Source organism: Methylophaga sp. OBS3, from assembly GCF_026319325.1.
Classification (GTDB): Bacteria; Pseudomonadota; Gammaproteobacteria; order Nitrosococcales; family Methylophagaceae; genus Methylophaga.
In genome coordinates, this window is record NZ_JAPDMU010000001.1 from 444,564 (window position 1) to 464,982 (window position 20,419).

General features: G+C 42.7%; 19 protein-coding genes. All 19 read left to right on the forward strand.

Annotated elements, in window-relative coordinates:
• Positions 1-111: 111 nt before the first annotated feature.
• The 19 genes from OMP94_RS02150 to OMP94_RS02240 all read left to right on the forward strand — a co-directional run bounded on the left by OMP94_RS02150 (position 112) and on the right by OMP94_RS02240 (position 20,414).
• On the forward strand, positions 112-450 hold the full coding sequence (locus OMP94_RS02150) for an ArsR/SmtB family transcription factor (protein WP_266275495.1): 339 nt from the start codon (positions 112-114) through the stop codon (positions 448-450).
• 16 nt (positions 451-466) lie between these two features.
• The gene (locus tag OMP94_RS02155) at positions 467-997 is read left to right on the forward strand and encodes a rhodanese-like domain-containing protein (RefSeq protein ID WP_266275497.1); all 531 of its coding nucleotides are present in this window, start codon (positions 467-469) and stop codon (positions 995-997) included.
• A gap of 13 nt (positions 998-1,010) precedes the next feature.
• On the forward strand, positions 1,011-1,850 hold the full coding sequence (locus tag OMP94_RS02160) for a sulfite exporter TauE/SafE family protein (protein ID WP_266275500.1): 840 nt from the start codon (positions 1,011-1,013) through the stop codon (positions 1,848-1,850).
• Positions 1,851-1,854: 4 nt separating this feature from the next.
• Positions 1,855-2,562 (forward strand): MBL fold metallo-hydrolase, encoded by a 708-nt coding sequence (locus OMP94_RS02165; protein WP_266275502.1) that lies wholly within the window; start codon positions 1,855-1,857, stop codon positions 2,560-2,562.
• Positions 2,563-2,785: 223 nt separating this feature from the next.
• On the forward strand, positions 2,786-5,182 hold the full coding sequence (locus tag OMP94_RS02170; protein WP_266275504.1) for a PAS domain S-box protein: 2,397 nt from the start codon (positions 2,786-2,788) through the stop codon (positions 5,180-5,182).
• Between the two features lie 247 nt (positions 5,183-5,429).
• On the forward strand, positions 5,430-6,083 hold the full coding sequence (locus OMP94_RS02175) for a response regulator transcription factor (RefSeq protein ID WP_266275506.1): 654 nt from the start codon (positions 5,430-5,432) through the stop codon (positions 6,081-6,083).
• Positions 6,084-6,110: 27 nt separating this feature from the next.
• Complete coding sequence (locus tag OMP94_RS02180) at positions 6,111-7,493, forward strand: undecaprenyl-phosphate glucose phosphotransferase (protein ID WP_266275508.1); 1,383 nt, start codon at positions 6,111-6,113, stop codon at positions 7,491-7,493.
• A gap of 326 nt (positions 7,494-7,819) precedes the next feature.
• On the forward strand, positions 7,820-8,743 hold the full coding sequence (locus tag OMP94_RS02185) for an EpsD family peptidyl-prolyl cis-trans isomerase (RefSeq protein ID WP_266275510.1): 924 nt from the start codon (positions 7,820-7,822) through the stop codon (positions 8,741-8,743).
• Positions 8,744-8,753: 10 nt separating this feature from the next.
• Positions 8,754-9,962 (forward strand): XrtB/PEP-CTERM-associated polysaccharide biosynthesis outer membrane protein EpsL, encoded by a 1,209-nt coding sequence (gene epsL / locus OMP94_RS02190; RefSeq protein ID WP_266275512.1) that lies wholly within the window; start codon positions 8,754-8,756, stop codon positions 9,960-9,962.
• A gap of 35 nt (positions 9,963-9,997) precedes the next feature.
• Entirely contained in the window at positions 9,998-11,020 is a 1,023-nt protein-coding gene (locus OMP94_RS02195; RefSeq protein WP_266275514.1) for an SLBB domain-containing protein, read from the forward strand.
• A gap of 10 nt (positions 11,021-11,030) precedes the next feature.
• Entirely contained in the window at positions 11,031-12,431 is a 1,401-nt protein-coding gene (epsF, locus tag OMP94_RS02200) for a chain length determinant protein EpsF (RefSeq protein ID WP_266275516.1), read from the forward strand.
• Between the two features lie 41 nt (positions 12,432-12,472).
• Positions 12,473-13,174, forward strand: coding sequence for a polysaccharide biosynthesis tyrosine autokinase (locus OMP94_RS02205; RefSeq protein ID WP_266275518.1), 702 nt, complete (start codon positions 12,473-12,475; stop codon positions 13,172-13,174).
• Between the two features lie 75 nt (positions 13,175-13,249).
• Complete coding sequence (locus OMP94_RS02210) at positions 13,250-13,750, forward strand: FxDxF family PEP-CTERM protein (RefSeq protein ID WP_266275520.1); 501 nt, start codon at positions 13,250-13,252, stop codon at positions 13,748-13,750.
• Between the two features lie 132 nt (positions 13,751-13,882).
• Positions 13,883-14,746 (forward strand): exosortase B, encoded by an 864-nt coding sequence (gene xrtB / locus OMP94_RS02215; protein ID WP_266275522.1) that lies wholly within the window; start codon positions 13,883-13,885, stop codon positions 14,744-14,746.
• A 21-nt stretch (positions 14,747-14,767) separates the two neighbouring features.
• Positions 14,768-15,460, forward strand: a complete 693-nt coding sequence (locus OMP94_RS02220) for an exosortase C-terminal domain/associated protein EpsI (RefSeq protein WP_266275524.1) — start codon at positions 14,768-14,770, stop codon at positions 15,458-15,460.
• A 54-nt stretch (positions 15,461-15,514) separates the two neighbouring features.
• On the forward strand, positions 15,515-16,552 hold the full coding sequence (locus OMP94_RS02225; RefSeq protein ID WP_266275526.1) for a nitroreductase family protein: 1,038 nt from the start codon (positions 15,515-15,517) through the stop codon (positions 16,550-16,552).
• Positions 16,553-16,598: 46 nt separating this feature from the next.
• Positions 16,599-18,053, forward strand: a complete 1,455-nt coding sequence (locus OMP94_RS02230; protein WP_266275528.1) for a lipopolysaccharide biosynthesis protein — start codon at positions 16,599-16,601, stop codon at positions 18,051-18,053.
• Positions 18,053-19,255 carry a polysaccharide pyruvyl transferase family protein gene (locus OMP94_RS02235; RefSeq protein WP_266275530.1) on the forward strand — a complete coding sequence of 401 codons (1,203 nt, stop codon included), beginning with the start codon at positions 18,053-18,055 and terminating at the stop codon, positions 19,253-19,255. The genes OMP94_RS02230 and OMP94_RS02235 overlap by 1 nt, the downstream gene beginning before the upstream one ends.
• A gap of 145 nt (positions 19,256-19,400) precedes the next feature.
• Entirely contained in the window at positions 19,401-20,414 is a 1,014-nt protein-coding gene (locus OMP94_RS02240) for a glycosyltransferase (RefSeq protein WP_266275532.1), read from the forward strand.
• The last annotated feature ends 5 nt before the right edge of the window (positions 20,415-20,419 follow it).

Sequence of the window (20,419 nt, forward strand, 5' to 3'; positions counted from 1 at the left end):
TATCTTTAAATAAGTTTTAGTCCATTTGCCCAAATCTACATTTTATATATTAGGTATTGCTAATTTAGAATATTCTAATATAATGGCGAGGAAGTGATTTGGAGAAGCCTTATGGAACACCAGCAAGAAAATGTTTCGCCATTTAATCAGATGACAGCCCATGCAGAAGCTGCAGCTAACTTATTGAAGAAAATGAGTAATCCTCATCGATTAATGATCTTGTGTGCTTTGGCAACTGGCGAACGTTCCGTAAATGCACTGAATCAAAAAGTGATGCTCAGCCAGTCAGCACTTTCCCAGCACTTAGCAAGTTTGCGTGAGGCGGATTTAGTAACAACACGCAAAGAAGGCCAAACCGTGTATTACCAATTAAAAGGTGACGATGCGATCAAAGTGATTGCTGTTCTGCAAAAGATTTATTGCCCAGATATGGCCGCTTCAAAGGCCTAAATTAAAAGGAAAAGTCATGAATAAAACCATTCGTGCCAGTGAATTATTTGCTCAATCTAAACCAGAAGACTTGTGTTTAGTTGATGTTCGCACGGCTGCTGAAGTGCGCGCCGAATCATTACCCGGTGTGATTGCGATGCCAGTTGATTTGCTTGACGTCGCCAAACTCCAAGCAGCACTTGATGCTCGTGGCAATACTGATGAACCGGTGTATTTGGTCTGCCAATCTGGTAAGCGTGCTCAGATCGCAGCCGACAAACTTGAAGGCAAGTTAAAGCAACCCGTCATTGTGATTGAAGAGGGCATGAATGCCATCAAACAATGCGGTGTTCGTTGCCTACAAGGTAAAACGTCAGCAATAAGCTTAGAGAGGCAAGTACGGATCACAGCCGGTGCTTTGGTGTTACTTGGCGTGATGTTGGGATTTGTGGTTCATACCGGTTTCTTTGGGTTAAGTGCATTTGTTGGGGCTGGCCTTATGTTTTCGGGGATTACCGATACCTGTGCCATGGGCATGTTAATCGCCAAAGCGCCTTGGAATCGCTAAAGGCGATTTATTTATGCTGCTGTTAATTGGCATTGTTATCGGCTTGGTATTGGGTCTAACCGGCGCTGGCGGTTCAGTATTTGCTGTACCGTTGTTGCTTATCGTTGCTGGCTTAGATATGCACCAAGCTATCGGCTTGTCACTGTTAGCTGTTGCCGCCAGTGCCATTTTCGGCAGTTTACGGTTTAGTAATAGACAACCTGTTCTATGGATTCCGGCATGGATATTATCGATATCCGGTATTGCCATTGTGCCGTTTGGCCAGTGGTTGGCATTACAGTTTAATGAGTCGACTTTAATTATCGGCTTTAGCATTCTTGCTGTGTTGATTGCCATACGCATGTGGCGGTTGGCCGTTAATGAACCCGCTTTATCTGCGATTACCCGTGCAAGTGATTTAAGTAATGAGAATGCCAGCGGTTTATTGTGCCGGTTAAGCCCAACAGGGCAATTTCAAATGCGGCCTCGATGTGTCAGTGGTTTATTAGTCGGCGGCATGTTGGTTGGGCTGTTATCTGGCTTATTTGGTGTTGGTGGTGGCTTTTTAATTGTGCCGCTGCTGTTATTTCTCTCTCAGGTCAACATGATGCAGGCCGTCAGTACCTCGCTGATCGTTATCAGTGTAATCAGCACTATTGGCTTTATTAGCCATGTGTTACTGGTTTGGCAAAGTGGCGAAGTATTGCCAGTAGCATGGATGATTTGGCTGTTAATTGGCGGCATTAGCGGTATGTTTTTGGGGCAAAAGCTGACGCATAAAATTGCGAATGCCAAATTACAAAATCTATTCGCGTTTACCTTATTTTTCATGGCGTTAACAATGGTGGCCTTTCATTTTTTAGTGGGTGGGTAAGCTAATGATTTTCAGACAATTATTTGATAAAAATTCCAGCACTTATACTTATCTTCTGGCTGATGAGCTCAGTCGTGAGGCTGTGTTAATTGATCCTGTCATTGAAGAAACTGACAGTTATCTTCGATTGCTTAGCGAGTTAGACCTGCACTTAAAAGTCGCTATGGACACTCACACCCATGCAGATCACATCACCGCGCTGGGTAAATTACGAACAGCGACAGGCTGTCAGACATTGATGGGCGTTCAAGCAGGCTCAGCCTGTGCCAGTGGTCAATTTGTTGATCAACAAGTGATAGAGGTGGGTCGGTTAAACATTAAAACCATCCATACGCCAGGTCATACCGATGATTCGTATAGTTTTGTCCTAGAAGAAGCAGGACAGACCTATTTATTTAGCGGTGATACCTTATTGATTCGGGGGACAGGGCGCACTGATTTTCAAAATGGTGATGCTATTGAGCAATACCACAGCTTGTTTGATGTATTACTGACATTGCCTGATAACACCTTGGTTTATCCCGGCCATGATTACAAAGGCTGGATGGTCAGCAGCATCATCGAAGAAAAAACGCATAATCCAAGGCTACAAGTAAGCAGTGCCATTGAATATAAACAGCTGATGGATAATTTAAACTTGCCTAATCCAAAACTTATGGATGTTGCCGTGCCTGCAAATAGAGCTTGTGGTAACAGCATTTCTCAAAATTGAAGATTTCGCCCCAATTTAGGGGCGAAACAGTTCACAAAACCTTAACTTAGCCGCAACCTTTGGGTATGTTGGCTTTCAGAATGTTGTTACTCTATGAGCTTTGTGTTCATTGCTGTAGATAAAAATAGCTGTTTTGTCTCGGTTATTTGAACAATCCATTTTGAAGCTAACTTGATGTTACTAAAGTAAAACATCAGGTTAATAAGGATGTTTATTTTTCTGAATGAATCCGATTAATGCAGATGCGTCTGTCAAAACACATCTCGGTATCACTCTTGCCGTCATTGTTATCGCGGCAATAGGGAATCTGTTTGATTTCCCTGATATTCCCGTTCCAGCAATTGGATTTGAACTTAGCGTTAGTCTTGCTGCTGTCCTGCGCTATAACTACAAAATCATTCCAGCCATATTTCTAGGTGTTTTAATCTCCCAAACATTACTTTACTCACCGCCATTAATTGGTCTTGGGATGGCAATTTCATGCATCGTCGCTTCATTATTGGGGCGCTGGAGCATGGTGTATTTTGATCATTTTGATAACAACCTAGAAAACCGTGACAGTGTCATCAGCCTGTTAATTTGGGGCAGTGGTATTGCTGCGATGATTTCAACCTTAGGTTGTTTACTGTGGTTGGATACCTTTAATCCAGGTCAGCAAGTTAGCTTTCAAGCATTTATCCATACGTGGATGTGGACAGCGATGGGGGTGATTTTAATCGGTCCACGATTGCTGTTATTGGGTAAACATCACTTTGGTAAGGTGCATTACGATAAACGCCAAGTGCTGTGGTTAATTGCCATTATCACGTCTTGTCTGTTGGTATTTACCGATATTTTTAGTTATGACGTTTTAGGCCATTTATTTTTACCGTTTGTTTTCTATCCGTTAATTGTTTGGGGTGCTCTGTATGTTGGTTTAAGTGCAGTTTATACCGGCGTATTTCTGATCTTTATGGCTACTTATGGTAGCTATCACTCGGGAATTGGTTTTTACAGTTACATCTCTGAAGGTATTAATTTAGAGATTTGGTCATTCATCATGTCATTGCTTATTACCGGCTTAGCGGTGGGGATCAGTCAGGTACAGCGTGAAAAAGCTGAGTGGAAAGCCGCCAGTAGTCAGATGGATGATTTGCTGTCTCGTACATCAATGACATTAAGAACGTTATTGATGCTCCAATGTAAGACGGCGGTTAACGATGTAAAAGGATGTTATTCAGCAATATTTTTGGTTGAGCAGCCCGGTAAATTGAAATTGGAGTCTCAATACAATTTACCCGAAGCATTTATTAAACCTTTCTCAACATCGGATTTTTATCAACTTGATTCACCGATTCGTGAGTGTTTTATCCAAGAAGACGTTGTCAGTTCAGTAGAAAACCCAACACGGTGGCTACATATGAATTCGGATGTGCCGCATTGGGGCGGTGTGCATTGTTTTCCGATTTTGGATTTGTTCCATAAACCGCTGGGTGTTCTCTGTGTTTTTTATAGCTCGACGGCACGTTTTCAGTTGGCAGATTTAGAAACATTACAACGGATTGCTTATCAATCTTCATTACTAATTGTGCGAAAACGGGCTGAGTTAGCAGCGGAGAAAAAGCACCGTGAAGTCGAAAATGAGAGAGCATTTTTAAGAGCTATCATCGATGCTAATCCCGATATGATGTTTATCGAGGATCACGAACGTAAGCTAACGCACACTAATCGTTCCTTTGAGGCCTTAACAGGCTTAGATCAAAAACAAGCACTGGGTATGCCGTCTGAAGATGTGTTCTCACGTAGCTTTTCATCACTAACATCAAATATGAGCTGGAAAATCTTACAGGGTGAAGCTGGCTTATTACGTGAAGAAGTCTGGATCAGAAAACCAGACGACTCAGCGATGTTATTTGACTTGGTTAAAGCACCAATGCGGGATATCGAGGGCAATATACGCGGGGTCATCAGTATTGGTCGCGATATTACCGAGCAACGTGAGGTCGAAGCAGAGCTTGTCACCATTACCGAAGATCAGCAACGGTCAATCGGCCAAGAGTTACATGATGGCGTTGGCCAGAAAGTGGTTGGCATTTCGTTTTTAGCGAAGTCTTTATCTCAAGTTTTGAAACCGAAACTACCGGACATGGCGGATAAAGCTGAGACACTCGCAACTCAGGTGAATGAAGTCATCTCTGAAATTCGCCGTTTAGCGCGAGGACTATTACCCATTGAGATCGAGTCGAACGGACTAAATGCCGCGTTGGAAAGTTTTAGTCGAAACACCTCAAAGACGTTTAATGTTGATTGTCAGTACAAGCCTGATGGTGAGGTCTTACTCCAAGATCGAATTGTTTCATTGCACTTATTCCGTATTGTCCAAGAAGCGGTAAATAATGCGATAAGACACGGTAAAGCCACTCAAATTGACGTGATGCTGAAAGTGAGACCCAATTTGTTGTCGCTGACAATTAAAGATAATGGTCAAGGTTTTGACCATGAAATTTACCAACAAGGAAATAAATTGAGCGGTGTTGGTTTACAGTCGATGGTTTACCGCGCTAAGCTTATTAAAGCCAAAGTGTCGTTCTCAAAACCGGCTGATCAAGGGTTTATCGTCACAGTTTTCAGGCAGTCTTAAAAAGCGCGCAGAAGCGCTACAGCAAAGCCAGTTACGCTAGCTGGTTGATTCAATTGGGAAAATTTTCATCATTTTTCTTCTTTTTTTTCCGTTTTAACAATCCCCCTTTTGCGGTATGGCTAAAAAAGGCCTTACCAATTTTAACTACAGGATTTCGTTTTGTTAGCTCAATAACAAGACACAAGTCACATCTGAATTTTTTTCGGAATGATAACTTGTGGGTCCTTTTGGTAACTGAGGGAAGTACATGACCGATGAATTAATCAGAGTCATGCTGGTTGAAGATCATCAACTGGTTAGACAAGGCATGTCTCTACTAATCAATGAACAAGATGACATGAACGTTGTTCATGAAGCGAGCAACGTCAATGATGCCAAACAACATCTTCAGTCTGCTGCTAGCAGTATAGATGTGGTGATTGTTGATATTTCGCTGGATGGTGTATCCGGGTTTGAATTAATTAAATGGCTCAAAATTCACCACCCACAATTACCTTCTCTAGCAATTTCGATGCACGATGAGCTTTTATACGCTGAGCGTGCCATTCAAACGGGTGCAAGTGGCTATATCATGAAGCAGGAAGCTTCAGACAAAGTTATTCAGGGAATACGCACCGTTCATTCCGGTGGAATCATGCTGAGTGATTCAATGCGAGCCAAGATGGAGAGTCCCGATGGCAGCAATAACAACTCAGTTATAGATAATCTGACTTATCGTGAATACGAAGTCTTTCAGTTGCTAGCCCAAGGTAAAACAACCAGTGAAATAGCAAAGCTGAATAGCCGTAGCGTGAAAACAATTGAGGCGCATCGAGCCAATATCCGGAAAAAACTGGGACTCTCAGATGGTAATGCTTTAATGCGATATGCAATCCAAATGCATAGTGAAACTACCACCTAATAAAAATTAAATATAAGGAATCCAGGAATGGCAACTTTGCCTATTATTACCCACGGTAACCTTTCTCTTACCTCATTACTAAAGCATGTTATTGAACCTGTTGTTGCCGCTCTGACACTGATGTCGGTGGTAGCTTTTTATGGGTATGCATTCAATCTTAAATACACCATTTTATGCCTGTTGATTTTGGTCATTACCTATCCCGGTGAGTGGATCACATCAACAGTGCAGCGTTTTGCTAGAAGATTGATTTCTTCTTGGCTAATTATCGTCATATTACTGTTACTGCTCGGCTACGGTACGGAAACACTTCAATACTACCCAAGAGAAGTCGTGATGACGTGGGTGATACTGACGCCGATTACCGTGTTGGTAACCAGCGTTCTTATCAAGATGATTGTCGGTAGTATCCAAATTGTTAAAAGTGGTAACAAAAAAGCTATTGTTATCGGTGCAAATGACTTGGGTGGGACTTTTACTTCAAGAATGAACAACGATGAATTTAATATGATTAATGTCGTTGGCTTTTTTGATAACCAGGCATCACTGCCAGTACTCCGAAATACCGAAGTACCATTACTCGGTGATATGTCAGATGTCGCCAACTACTGTAAAACGCATCAAGTCGATAATGTTTATATCGCGTTACCAATGGCAGCTCAGCCACGCATCTTGCAGTTGTTAGATGATCTGCGTGATACCACGGTATCGATTTACTTTCTGCCTGACTTATTCCTGTATGACATGATTCAAGCAAGAATTGATACGGTTAACGGTGTGCCAATTGTCGGGGTATGTGAAAGTCCGTTCCTTGGTGTAAATGGTGTCATCAAACGTATTAGTGACATTGTGCTGTCTGCGATTATTTTGGTGATGATTTCACCCGTTCTGATTGCGTTAGCCATTGGCGTGAAGATGAGCTCTCCGGGGCCAATTTTGTTCAAACAATTCCGTTATGGCCTCGATGGCAGCAAAATTCTGGTTTATAAATTCCGGTCAATGCGAGTCCATAAAGCTGAGGAATTTGTGAAACAAGCGACCAAGGATGATGACCGTATTACCAAGTTTGGTCAGTTTATTCGTAAAACGTCACTCGATGAGCTGCCACAATTTATCAATGTGTTTCAGGGGCGGATGAGTATTGTTGGTCCACGTCCACATGCGGTTTCGCACAATGAGGAATACCGTAAGCTGATTAAAGGCTACATGGTAAGACACATGGTTAAACCCGGCATTACGGGTTGGGCGCAGGTTAATGGTTATCGCGGTGAAACAGAAACACTCGATAAAATGGAAAACCGTATCCGTTTCGATCTGGATTACCTACGACATTGGTCGTTGTATTTAGATCTTTGGATCATTTTGAGAACGGTAATGGTCGTTTTCAGAGGGGACGAAAACGCCTATTAACCCCAGACCAAGCTGGTCAGCCAATGACGGCGTATCTGGTCTTTGATGATGATTTCATCTTTGACCGATATGCCGTTTTTTTATTTTATTTTAATGATTTAGTCGTAGCTATCCGCTCCACGTAATGCTTATAACAAGTCAGTGTGAAGCAGCTTAAACCCTACAATTAGGGGTTTCCCCTATATCCATTTAGGGGGTGATCTCTCATCATAGTCTCCATTCAAATACCACTATTTCGACAATTATGCATGGTTTAACGGTAATAATTTTTTATTGTTTCCATGACTACTTTTTTCGAAACGCGACATGATAAAGGGAAAAAACTCATGAGCTCTACACTACGCTTTCGACTGCTTTCAGCTTTGATCATTATTTTCTTGGCAGGCTGCGAAGACACGACTCCAAAAGAAAACACGCAAGTCGTGGCAACGGTAAATAATCAAGAAATTACAGTTCACCAGTTGAATCAAGCCATTAGCACCATGGGCGAACAAGCCCAAACAGCAGATATGCAAAGTATGCGTGAAGCTGTACTGCAAAACATGATCGTACAAACATTGATGCAGCAAGAAGCGAATAAAGCTGACTTAGATCGTGATCCCCAAGTTATGCAGTCAATTGAAGCGGCTAAACGTCAGGTGCTTGCATTAGCCTATATGCAACAGTACACAACCATTACACCATCAGTTTCTGATACAGATGTAGAAGCATACTACGCGTCAAATACTGATTTATTCGCGAATAGAAAACTGTTTGTCTATGACCAGGTTACTGTGGCGTCTGATTCACCTAAGTACATGGATGCACAAAAGAAACTACAGCAGATTGATGATCTGAAAAACTTCACGGTTTGGTTAGAGAATAACAACGTTACGTTTACTACCATTACCAAAGCTAAGACATCAGAAAATATCCAACCAAATTTGTTAAAAGCGCTATCCACCTTGGATGTAGGCCAAGTTGGCTTTTTAAATCTGGCTGACGGTCTGGTCATTATCGAAGTGAAAGATAAGCAACAACAACCCGTTAAACTTGAAATGGCTGCACCTGCCATCAAAACACACTTGCAGAATCAACAACGTAAACAACAAGTTGAACAAGTTGTTGCAATGTTAAAACAAGACGCTGTTATCAAGTACAGCGATGAATATCAGCCAGCATCGGCCAGTGACAACAGCAATGCATCTAACAACCAAAACGGTGCCGATTTAGATGCCTATATCGAGAAAGGTTTAGCAGGTATCGAGTAAAACAAACTGCATGAAACACTTGTCAGTAAAAATGCCGATCATTGTGCTTGGCTTATCACAATTACCACTGGGTTCAGTGCTCGCCGCTGAGAATTCATTCACCCCGTATTTCAGTAGTGGTCTGGTTTATGACTCAAACCTGTTAAGGATTGACGATGACTTCACTGGAAGTGTTGGTGGCAGCACTGGTCGATCTGACGTTCTGAAAAAGAACTTGTTAGGGATGAATGCTAAGTGGCATTACTCACGCCAGCAGCTGCAGGTCAATGCGGCAATTAGTGATAACGATTTTCAACGCTTCAGTACATTGGATTACAAAGGTAAATACCTTAAAACCCAATGGAACTGGCAGCTTGGTAATTACTTAAACGGTAATGTTGGCCAAACGTTTAATCGAGCTCTAGCGAGCTTTAATGATATCCGTGGTTTGTCAGGCAACTTACGAGATCAGCAAAACTATTTCTTTAACCTGAACTGGTTAATTCATCCGCGTTGGGAAGGTAAGTTTTCCTACTTGGGTAATGATGTTCAGTATGAAGAAGAGATTCAACGTATTGGTGACTTTGAGAGTGACTCGGTAGGTATCGGTATTGATTACAAAACGCCAAAACAAAGTCGTATTGGTTTGATGTTGACTAATGAAGAGGGGCGTTATCCAAACCGTACGATAACTGAGATCAGTACGATCGATGATGGCTATAACCAAAACTCGGCGTCATTTAATATCGATTGGAAATACAGCTTTAAAACTAGTTTCCAGTTCCAAACGGCTTATGTCACCCGTGAATACGATAACGTGCCAGAACGTGATTACGATGCAATCGATAAACGTATCAGCATGACCTACAAACCAACTTTTAAAACACGACTGAAAATGTCGGTGTTTGAAGAAACCCATCCACGTGATGACTTACAAGCTAGTGTCAGTGAAAACTTTGGTCAAAGTGTTGAAATGGCATGGGTGCCAACGAGCAAAATTTCACTCAAAGCAAATTACCGTTGGGAAACTCGAGAAGATCTTGATAACCCCGGTTTTGTTATTGGTCCGGTCGATCAGCGAGAAGATGAAAATAATAACTTCTCATTAAGCTTGAACTACGAGCCACACCGTAGTTTGGATTTTTCAGCCGGTTACCAAAGAGTAAAGCGTAACTCGACGATTCCTTTCGGTGATTTTGATGCGGATATTTTCAGTCTAACCGCAACCCTCAGAATGTAATCGCATTTCCAATTTGAATAAAAGACGAGTCTGATATGAAAAAACTAATCTTCATTCTAATGCTATGCACCTCAACATTGCTTTCAGCGGCTGATAATCCGCTAGGAGCCGGGGACATGCTTCGTATCACCGTACATGACAACCCAGATCTCACGACCGAGACTCGGGTAACTAGTGATGACACTATCAATTTCCCGTTAATCGGTACCATTGATATTGCTGGTAAGTCAGTGCCACAAGTTGAGAAATTGATTGCTCAACAACTTGAGAGTCAAGGGTTTTTACGTAAACCCCAAGTCAATATTTTGGTGACCGAATTTTTAAGTCAACAAGTCTCTATTTTAGGCAATGTGACCCAACCACAACGGGTGCCGCTGCATCGTGATGTCACTTTAACCGAGCTGTTAGCAATGGCGGGTGGTATTACTCAATTGGGTTCGGACACGGTATCTATAGTGTCAAGTAAAGGTGAACAACCGGGTAAAGAAAAACTAAATGTGACAGAGATCATTAATGGTGAACGTGCAGATGTCATCGTATCGCCAGGCGACATTATTTATGTTCACGGTCTACAAGTATCGGTATTGGGTGCAGTCAATAGCCCTGGTAAATACCCAATTACAGATGAATCAGTCACTGTATCAGACTTTATTGCACTGGCCGGTGGTATTGCCTCATCAGGTAGTGATGAAGTAACGGTAACCACAAACCGGGTGGGTGAAGAAAAGCACAAAACCATTGATCTGAATGCGATGTTTACCGGCGATAGCACAGCACAAAACATGTTAGTTGAAGATGGTGATGTCATCTATGTGCCACGTGAACCTAAGTTTTATATCTACGGTGAAGTGAACAACAGTGGTGCCTATCGTTATGAAAAAAATATGACCGTGTTCCAAGCATTGGCGATTGGTGGCGGTTTGTCACCACGTGGTACGGAAAATGGACTCACCATTAAACGCAAAAATGCTGAGGGTGAGTTTGAAACCCATAAAGTAGATGGAACGACGATCATCAACAAAGATGATGTTCTTTACGTTAAAGAAGCCCTCTTTTAAGGAATAGTAAATGAGCATAAATCAGTTACTCACAATACTTCTTGCCCGCAGAGTAATCATCATTGTGGTCTTTGGTTTGACGGTACTGGCCGCAGCAGCGGTTACTATGATGTTACCGAAGACCTACTATGCTAGCTCTAGTTTGATTATTAACTATAAAGGCACGGATCCTGTTACTGGACTCAGCATGCCAGCCCAACTGTCAGCGAGTTATATGTCAACACAGGTGGATGTGATTTCAAGTAAAAATGTGGCCTTAAGAGTCGTCGAGCAATTAAAGCTGGATGAGACCCGTTTTGCGATTGAAGCTTTCCAAGAAGTGGTCAACGCCGAGGAAAATGCCAATAAGGATCTTAATATCAGAGATTGGCTGGCAGGTGTGTTGCAAAACAAACTGGTTATTCGTCCATCACGTGACAGTAGCGTCATCGAAGTCGGTTACACCGGTACCGACCCTAAATTCGTTGCTACTGTGGCTAATGCATTTGCAACAGCTTATGTCGAAACCAACTTACGTTTGAAAGTAGAACCTGCTTTAGAAGCTGCTGATTGGTTTAGTGGCAGACTGACGTCTTATCGAAATGAACTGATTGATGCCGAAAAAGAACTAGCTGCTTACCAAGCAGAAAAAGGTATTGTCGCTTTAGAAGAACGTTGGGATGTTGAAAACGCCAGTTTGGCGCAACTCTCTGAAGAGCTAGTTCGTGCACAAGCTGATTCATTGGAATCCAACTCTCGCAGTGTCGAGGCAAGCTCAGCTGATGCTATTGAAGAGAATCCAGATATTTTAGGCAACACGTTGATTCAGAGTATGAAAGCTGATCTGAATAGTGCAGAAGCAAATCTGGCTAAGGTGAATCAACAATTTAATGTTAACCACCCTAGATATCAGGCCGCACTGGCTGAAGTGAATAATCTTAAAGCTGACTTGCAGCGTGAAGTGGAACGTGTGACGGGGGGGCTGACCAATACGGCTACGATTTCTGACAAACGTGTTGAAGAACTTGAGTCCGCTGTAGCAGTACAAAAGCAACGTATTCTCGAGTTGAACCAGCAACGTGATGAACTGGCTGTTTTAAAACTCAATGTCGATAGTGCTCAGAAAACCTTAGACACTGCACTGGAACGTTTCAGCCAAACCTCAATGGAAGGTGAAACCAACCAAAGCGATGTATCTGTTCTGACACAAGCTACAGCGCCGATTTATCCAAGCTCACCAAATGTGAAGCGTAATTTCTTTTTAGCTTTTGTATTGGGTTTCATTCTAGCGATTGGCTCAGCTTTATTCCTAGAACTATTAACGCCACGGGTTCGCTCAATTGAAGACATCGATATGCCGGTATTGGGCGTATTGAAGAAAAGAAAAGATCAGCATTCATCGCCAACGACGGGATTACTGGCACAGCAATGATTGTTAGCTCAGCAACCATTTAATTAATCGAGACCTGAGTTATGACGCAATCACTAAATGATGAGGATGACATGAACGTAGAATCAAAGCAGCTTAGCTACAGAATCTTGCCGCCGGATAGTGCGGCAATCGATCCTGAAGTTTTTGTCGCATTTACCCTGGACGGTGCAGAAGTTGAAGAATATCGTGCCCTGAGAACCCAACTGTCATTACGTTGGTTTGAGGGCAATAGAAAATCTCTATTGTTCACCTCAACACGAGATGGACAAGGGGCGAGTCATACCGTTGCCAATCTGGCGATTTTGTTTTCACAGATGGGTCTTAAGACGATCTTAATTGATGCCAATCTACGAAACCCCGTACAGCATGATTTATTCCGATTGGATAACAGCAAAGGCTTAGCCGATTTGCTGTCTAGTAAATCCAACGAAAATCATATTCAAAAGGTGAGGGGGTTTGAGTATCTGCATGTCCTCACAGCAGGATCATCTTTGCCTAACCCTCTTGAATTATTGTCGATTAAGAATTTCTGGACTGCTGTTGAACAGGCCTATGACATTGTCTTAATTGATTCGCCGCCAGCACTTGAATTCTCTGATGCACAGCTGATTGCATCACAGGTTGGTGGTGCTGTGATCGTGGCACGTCTCAATGACACGAAGAAATCTGATCTGAAAAAACTCGAGCAGCAATTAGAAATCGCTAAGGCAGCAAAAGTAGGGGTAGTCCTAAAAGATTTTTAGGGGTTTGGAGCATATATCTCTAGTGGTGGCTTGATTATCATTTTACTTGTACATCACACCATAAAGGAGAAAGCCATGAAAAAATTCTGTGCACTAAGCCTGCTTCTATTGGCAAGTCCATTTGCTAACGCTGCTGTTGAATTCGATGGTACAACCGAAATCAATACCGAAGAAACAGCCTATACATTTGCCAACGAGCCAGTAGACATCAGTTTTGATTCAGCTGGTAACTACACTAACTACTATTCATTCACATTAACATCGACTGAAGATGTCACATTTAACTTTGACTCTTTTGGTATTAATGGCAATGAAGGTGTCCTTAACTTAACAGTCAGTGGTCCAGATGGTATTTCACGTACCTTTGGTAATGGTCAAGGCGAAGGTACGATTACTTTCAATGACTTAGCCCCTGATACTTACCTGTTACAAGTTGATACAAGAACAATGGATAACGGTTCTTACACCTTATCTTCATCTGTATCACCAGTGCCTGAGCCAAGCACATTAGCCTTAATGATGGCTGGTTTAGGTCTTGTCGGTTTTATGAGCAACCGTCGTCGTCAATTTGTTTGATAACTATCAAGCAAGCCTGAATCAATAAGGTCTTATAAACACCTTTTGTTTTGCCAGCATGGCTGCTCTGAACGAGGAGAGCATGCTGGCAAGATAAGATCTTAACGATAACTTAAGGCTTCTCCAAAGAGAATGACAACAAGTCAAACATATTCGGGTTATTACGATAACGAACACTTAAAGTGGCTGGTTATCGTAATAGGTCTGATGGTCATGTACCTGCCAACGTTTTATAACTTGTCAGGTCGACTATGGCAGTCAGATGACCATGCCCATGGTCCGTTTGTGCTGATGGTTTCACTGTTTTTGTTTTGGCAAAAACGCGATGTGTTGCTCAACAGCCTAAACACTAATAAGCAGCCGTTGTTAGGCGGTTTGTTTTTTCTCTTCGGTTTAACGTCGTATCTGTTAGGTCGTTCACAAGACATTCTGATTTTGGATGTGGGGTCACTGCTCCCCATGGTCATGGGGTTAATCCTTATGACCAAAGGTTTCAGAGCCTTATTAGCAGTGTGGTTCCCGGTATTTTTTTTGTTGTTCTTGCTGCCGATACCGGGATTCATCCTTGATGCCGTTACTTTACCGATGAAGATAGCGGTGTCTTACGTGGCAGAGTCAATTCTGTATTGGTTTGACTTTCCCGTGGCACGCAATGGTGTGGTGCTGTATGTCGGTCCATATCAATTATTAGTTGCTGATGCCTGTGCCGGTTTGCAGACGTTGATTTCTTTGGAAGCCCTCGGCCTGTTGTATTTGCATTTGGTAAAGCATGACTCGTTTTTACGTAATTGCTTATTGGCAGTGGCCATTATCCCGATTTCATTCACTGCGAATGTGATTCGTGTTTTGGCTTTGATATTGGTGACCTACTACTTTGGAGACTCAGTAGGGCAATCTTATTTACATGATTTTGCAGGGTTATTTTTGTTTGTTGTAGCACTGTCGCTCATCATTTCATTCGATACCTTGTTGTCAAAATTTTTGAAGAATGCCTAACGGAGAAGGTGAGCAAGAACTATGTCGTGGTTAAAGGTAAGCGTTGTCTCAGTCCTCATGTTGATGACCGCAACACTGGCGGTCTGGGCAACGCCTACTGATTACTTAGTGAATATCAAGCCTCGCGAGCCGTTGACGAAAGTCATTAAGCCAGCGATAGGCAATTGGCAGTTAGATCCAACGAGCCACGTACTGATTACCAGTGCGGTATTAGACGAAAAGTTGGCAAGTGCTTATACGGATGTGATTAGCGAAACCTACTTTAACAAGGAAAACCAGAAAGTGATGTTGTCGGTTGCCTATTCAGATAATCAGCGAAATGGCTTAGCAGTGCATTTGCCTGAGGCATGTTACCCAGCACAAGGTTTCGAAATACTCGAAAAAAGAGAGCTGCCTGTAACGTTGAATAATGGCAGACAACTCAATCTTACTTATATGAAAACGAAAAGAGGAAGTCGTGTTGAACCTTTGGTTTATTGGACCATGGCAGGTGAAACACTGTATCGAAATGACTTTGAAAGAAAGCAAGTCTCAATCAAGTACGCACTCGACAATATTATTCCAGATGGGCTTGTTTTCCGAGTTTCCACCATCAGCGCCGATGATGAAATGGCATTAGACATGATTACTGACTTTGTCAGGGACTTTGACAGCAGTTTGGCCGAATCAGATAAACCCAGATTTTTTGGTACTGAATTGGCTCAATTGCAATAAACAAATAGTCATTAACCGTCGTTTTACCCCATTAGCAACAGAAAGAATTTAACTATGGAAACATTGGCTAGAAATGTCATTTCGTTGGTCCCAGGACTGAAACCATTACTTAAGGACAGTCGAGACCGCCTTAAACGTACCGTGTTACGTTATCGCTGCTTCCGTTATGAGCAGAAAGCTAACGCCAAACATATGGGCTGGCGACATGCCGGTACCGTGAACTATGCCAAGCGTAGTGCTGAGCTGATTTTCTGGTATCACAAACTTGAAAAAGGCATGTGCTTACCACCCGAAAACCGCCGTTTTTTTGGCCAATATCCGGCACAACAAACCCTCACATTATTAAGAAAATGGGAAGCTGATGGCCTGTCATGTGATGAGCCAGTCTATAAAGCTGCAATTGGTGTACTCGAAGGTTATCGTGACTTTGTAATTAGCATTGATAACCGTACAAGCGAAGCTGAGCAAATTTTAGCTGAGGTGAATCGTTTTCTATCAGCACATAAAGACAGTGATGATATTTACAAAACGCCAATTAACTTTAGACCGCTCGAAGAAAATGCCTTTGAGGTTTTGCAGTCACTGGCATTGAGCCGTCGTAGTACCCGTAATTTCAAATCACAAGCGGTACCAATAGAGATTGTTGAAAAGGCAGCGAAATTAGCTCAGTTAAGCCCTAGCGCCTGTAATCGTCAGCCTTGGCGTGTGCATCTATACCAAGACAAAACCCATATTGAAGAAATGCTGAAATTGCAAAATGGTAATCGTGGCTTTGGTCATACCATTCCGATGCTCGCGGTGATGTGTTGCGACATGGGCGCATTTTTTGATGCGACCGAACGTAATGAACCAGCCTTAGATGGTGGTTTGTTCTTAATGTCATTTCTTTATGCATTACAGTCAATGGGGTTAGCCACGTGCTGCCTAAACTGGTGCGTTGAGCCCCAACAAGACCAACGTGGTCACGAAGTGGGCGCCATCCCCGAAAACGAAAAGATTTTAACTTTCCTGGCCATTGGTTATGCCGCGGACGATACCGTGGTGCCACTATCTGCTAGAAGACCATTAACTGATCTTATCGTAGAGCACTGATCACAATGGAAGGGAAGTTCACGATGCGTCAATCAGGAGTGGTGCAATGGGGTTAGCCTCAAAAGCCGCCCGTGGTGGTGTGATCATGATGTCTGGTCAGTTAGGCAAAGTCATTTTGCAGATGCTGAACCTGATCATATTGGCGCGTTTGCTACAGCCAGAAAGTTTTGGTTTGGTTGCCATGATCGTGGCTTTATTTGGTGTTGGCGAGATCATTCGTGATTGCGGTTTATCAACAGCCGCCATTCAAGCCAAAGAGCTGACTCATAAACAAGCCAGTAATTTGTTCTGGGCCAATTTACTGATTGGCGCGGTTTTGACTCTGGTTGCTTATTTATTGGCGCATACCATTGCTGATTTTTATGAGCGTGTTGAGTTGATTGAGATTGCACAGTTTTTATCAGTGATTTTTTTAATTAATGGCGCGGCTTCTCAGTTCAAAGCGAAACTAAACCGTGATCTTAAGTTTGGCTTTTTAATTACGGTTGAACTGATGGGTACCTTGATAGGTATCGCTATTGGTATCTATCTGGCTTACAGCGGCTATTCGTATATGGCCATTGTGTATCAGCAAATTGTTCAAGCGATTGTGTTCTTGGCCTTATATGCCGTGCTAGCGCGTTGGAAACCCGGTTTACCAAAACGTGATGCAGGCACAAAACAACTATTTTCATTTGGTTGGAACCTGATGGGCGCCCAAATCTTAGGGTACTTTTCTAAGAACATGCCTGTCGTGTTAATTGGCTATAAATTTGGTGCGACACCACTTGGCTTTTTTGAACGTGCAATGCAGATTTTAATGATGCCGCTTAATCAATTAAGCGCGCCATCACAAGCTGTCGCCGTACCTATTTTGTCTCGTTTGGAGAACGAAAATCAGCAGAAATACAATGATTTTCTGGTGTTCGGGCAAAACATCATTGTGCACCTTATTAGTTTTGGTTTAGTGGTTATTGTTACCCAAACCGAACGCTTGGTAACACTAGTGCTTGGGCCTCAGTGGGTTGAACTGGTGCCGATTTTCCAAGCGTTATCTGTCGGCGGTGTGTTTTTGGTTTTAGGCTACAGCAGCTACTGGGTTTTTCTCAGTAAGGGCATTACTAATCAGCTGTTTAAATTAAGCCTAATCACGCGACCAATGATTATTGCCATTACTGCATTAGGGGTTTTGGGCAGCACCACAACAGTTGCGATGTGTTACTCGCTTGGCTTGGGACTGTCATGGTTATTGGGCGTGTACTGGTTAAAAGATACCGGTATCCCCGTTAAACGCATGATTGTTAATCCGATCGCCGTAGCTGCGGTGTATTTCTTATCAGCGTTTATTTCTAATCAACTAATTGCCAATTTTGATCTTGGCTTGTTTGACGGTATCGCCTTGGGTTGGTTGGTGCTGATGGGCTGCATCGTTGTTGCTTATGGCATTTTGCCCATATTCCGAGATAGCGTGAATCAGCTTTTTCAGCTGCGAAATTACTTTAATAAGGTGAAATCAGCTTAATGAAACACATCATTAAAAAGTGTATTCCAAGCACCTTCATCAACGTCACGATGGGACGGTTTTTACTGTTGACCATGCAGTGGCAAGTGAAAAATGGGGTGCGACCAGATACCTCAGCATTAATTGCAGCACCAGGTGGCGGCAATATTGGTGATCAAGCCATGCTGGAATCTTTTTTGCACAATGTCGATGGCAAAAAACTCATCATCACCACTAACCATAATCCGGTAACGATTCCATCTTGTTATGCGCTCGACGTTGAAGTCATCAAGATGCCGGGTTTGATTTACGGTGAGCCACATTCATTCACTCGTGACTTTATTAAGTTTGTTCGTTTGTTACCTAGTCTAAAAACACTCTCGGTGACTGGTGCTGATGTGATGGATGGGGGCTATAACCCACATGCTTCAGCGATGCGTGCTTATGTCGCTATGTTTGTTGCGAAGTATGGTGTTGCCTCGCGCATCTTAGGATTTAGTTGGAACACGAAGCCCCATAAAAAAGCAATTACCGCACTACGAAGTGCCGGTAAGGCAGGGGTGCAATTATTGGTTCGTGATGCCATTTCGCATAAACGTCTAAATGATTTGGCTATCAGCAATACCGTATTAACAGCGGATGTGGTGTTTTCAAATGCGCGTCAACAAGAGCAGGGGATTGATGACATTCTTGCTTACTGTGACGGCAAGAATGTGGCCTTGGTTAATGCCAGCGGTTTGATAGCTAAAGATATCGATCAAATTGAAGAATATCGCGCCATCATCAATAAGCTGACGGCTGAGCAATATACCGTCGTTCTATTACCACACGTCATTCGTGATGGCGCCAATGATCTTAGTGTATGCAAAGCTATCGCTGACCTTTATCCCGATGTTTATTTTGTCGACAGGTTACTCGAGCCTGACCAGATCAAGCGTTTGGCAAAAACGGCCAAGCTTGTTGTGACGGGGCGAATGCATCTGTCGATCATGTCAATCAATGCTGGAACACCTGCCATTGTTTTATCGACCCAAGGCAAAGTTGATGGCCTGATGGCGTTTTTCTCACTGCCTGAATTATCACTTGAACCAACAGCCGGGTTTGGTCAAAAGGTCGTGGCTTTAATTGATCAAGTGCAGAACAACTATGAAAAGTATGCCGACAGACTTGCTGACAACATTGAAAGTGTTCGTTTGTTATCGAAGAAAAACTTTCAGCAATGATGACGTGGCTTACTCAACAAAACGATGAATTCGGTTTAGCAATGCTGCGAAGCCGAGTGAGCAGTGCGTTTAACAACGTAGTGCATTTGATTACAGCATTACCAAAGCAATGCTGTGGTGTTTTTCAATTAACCAGAGCGGACGGATGAAAATACTTTTTTACCCAGAACCTGACGGTGCGAATGAATACACGTCAAACATGGTTAACCATATCGAAACCGTAAGCGGTGAGCGATTGTGTTATGCACCTAATATCAAGGATATCGTGTTACGTCCCAGGCAGACCTTTCGCTATAAGAAATACGATGTTGCGATCATTAATTGGCTGGAAAACAACCTGAGAAGTGAGAGCAAAAAGTTATATTTGTTCGGCATTTTGAAGTTCTTTGTTTACATCGTGTATTTCAAGATTGCTGCAAAGAAAACGGTGTATGTCAGACACAATATGACACCTCACGATATGCCTCGCAGGCATGCCAAAATTAGTCGAAAAATTATCGATTTTGCCCTGCGGTTTTTTGACAAAAAAGTGGCGCATTCTGGTCACCTAGAAGGTGAGGATTATTTCTATATTCCACATCCTTTATATGACACCCGTGTCGATGCCACGGTGATCAATGATAACTCTGAAGATGCTTACTATTTAGTATTTGGCAGGGTAGAGCGTTACAAACAAATTGACGCAATTTTGGCTAACTGGCCAGACAATGAAAAACTGCTGATAGCTGGTCCCGCCTCAGATCATGATTATGTGTCTGAGCTTTTGAAAATGGCCAAAGGCCGTAATATCAATTTCGATATTCGTTTCCTGCCTGATGATGATGTATCGACGATCATGTCGGAAGCTAAAGCCATCATTTTGGCGCACGACGCCAGCGAAATGATCGTCAGTGGCAGCTTCTTTCACGCCATTAGTTACGGTGTTCCCGTTATTGCTTCTAATCAATCTTTTTTAAATTGGCTGAAAGATCACAAAGACTTTAGCGGTCTTGCTTTATTCAATTCGGTACAGGAATTAGCTGAGGTGATTCGTCAGCCAAATGTACCCAACAAAAACATCATTTTGTCTGAATCTGCCTGCTTATTTGGCGACAGTGCAGTGCAATCTAATTTGCGACAGCTTTTTAAAGAATTAAAAGCTGACACCAGTCGAGCGTGAGGAAT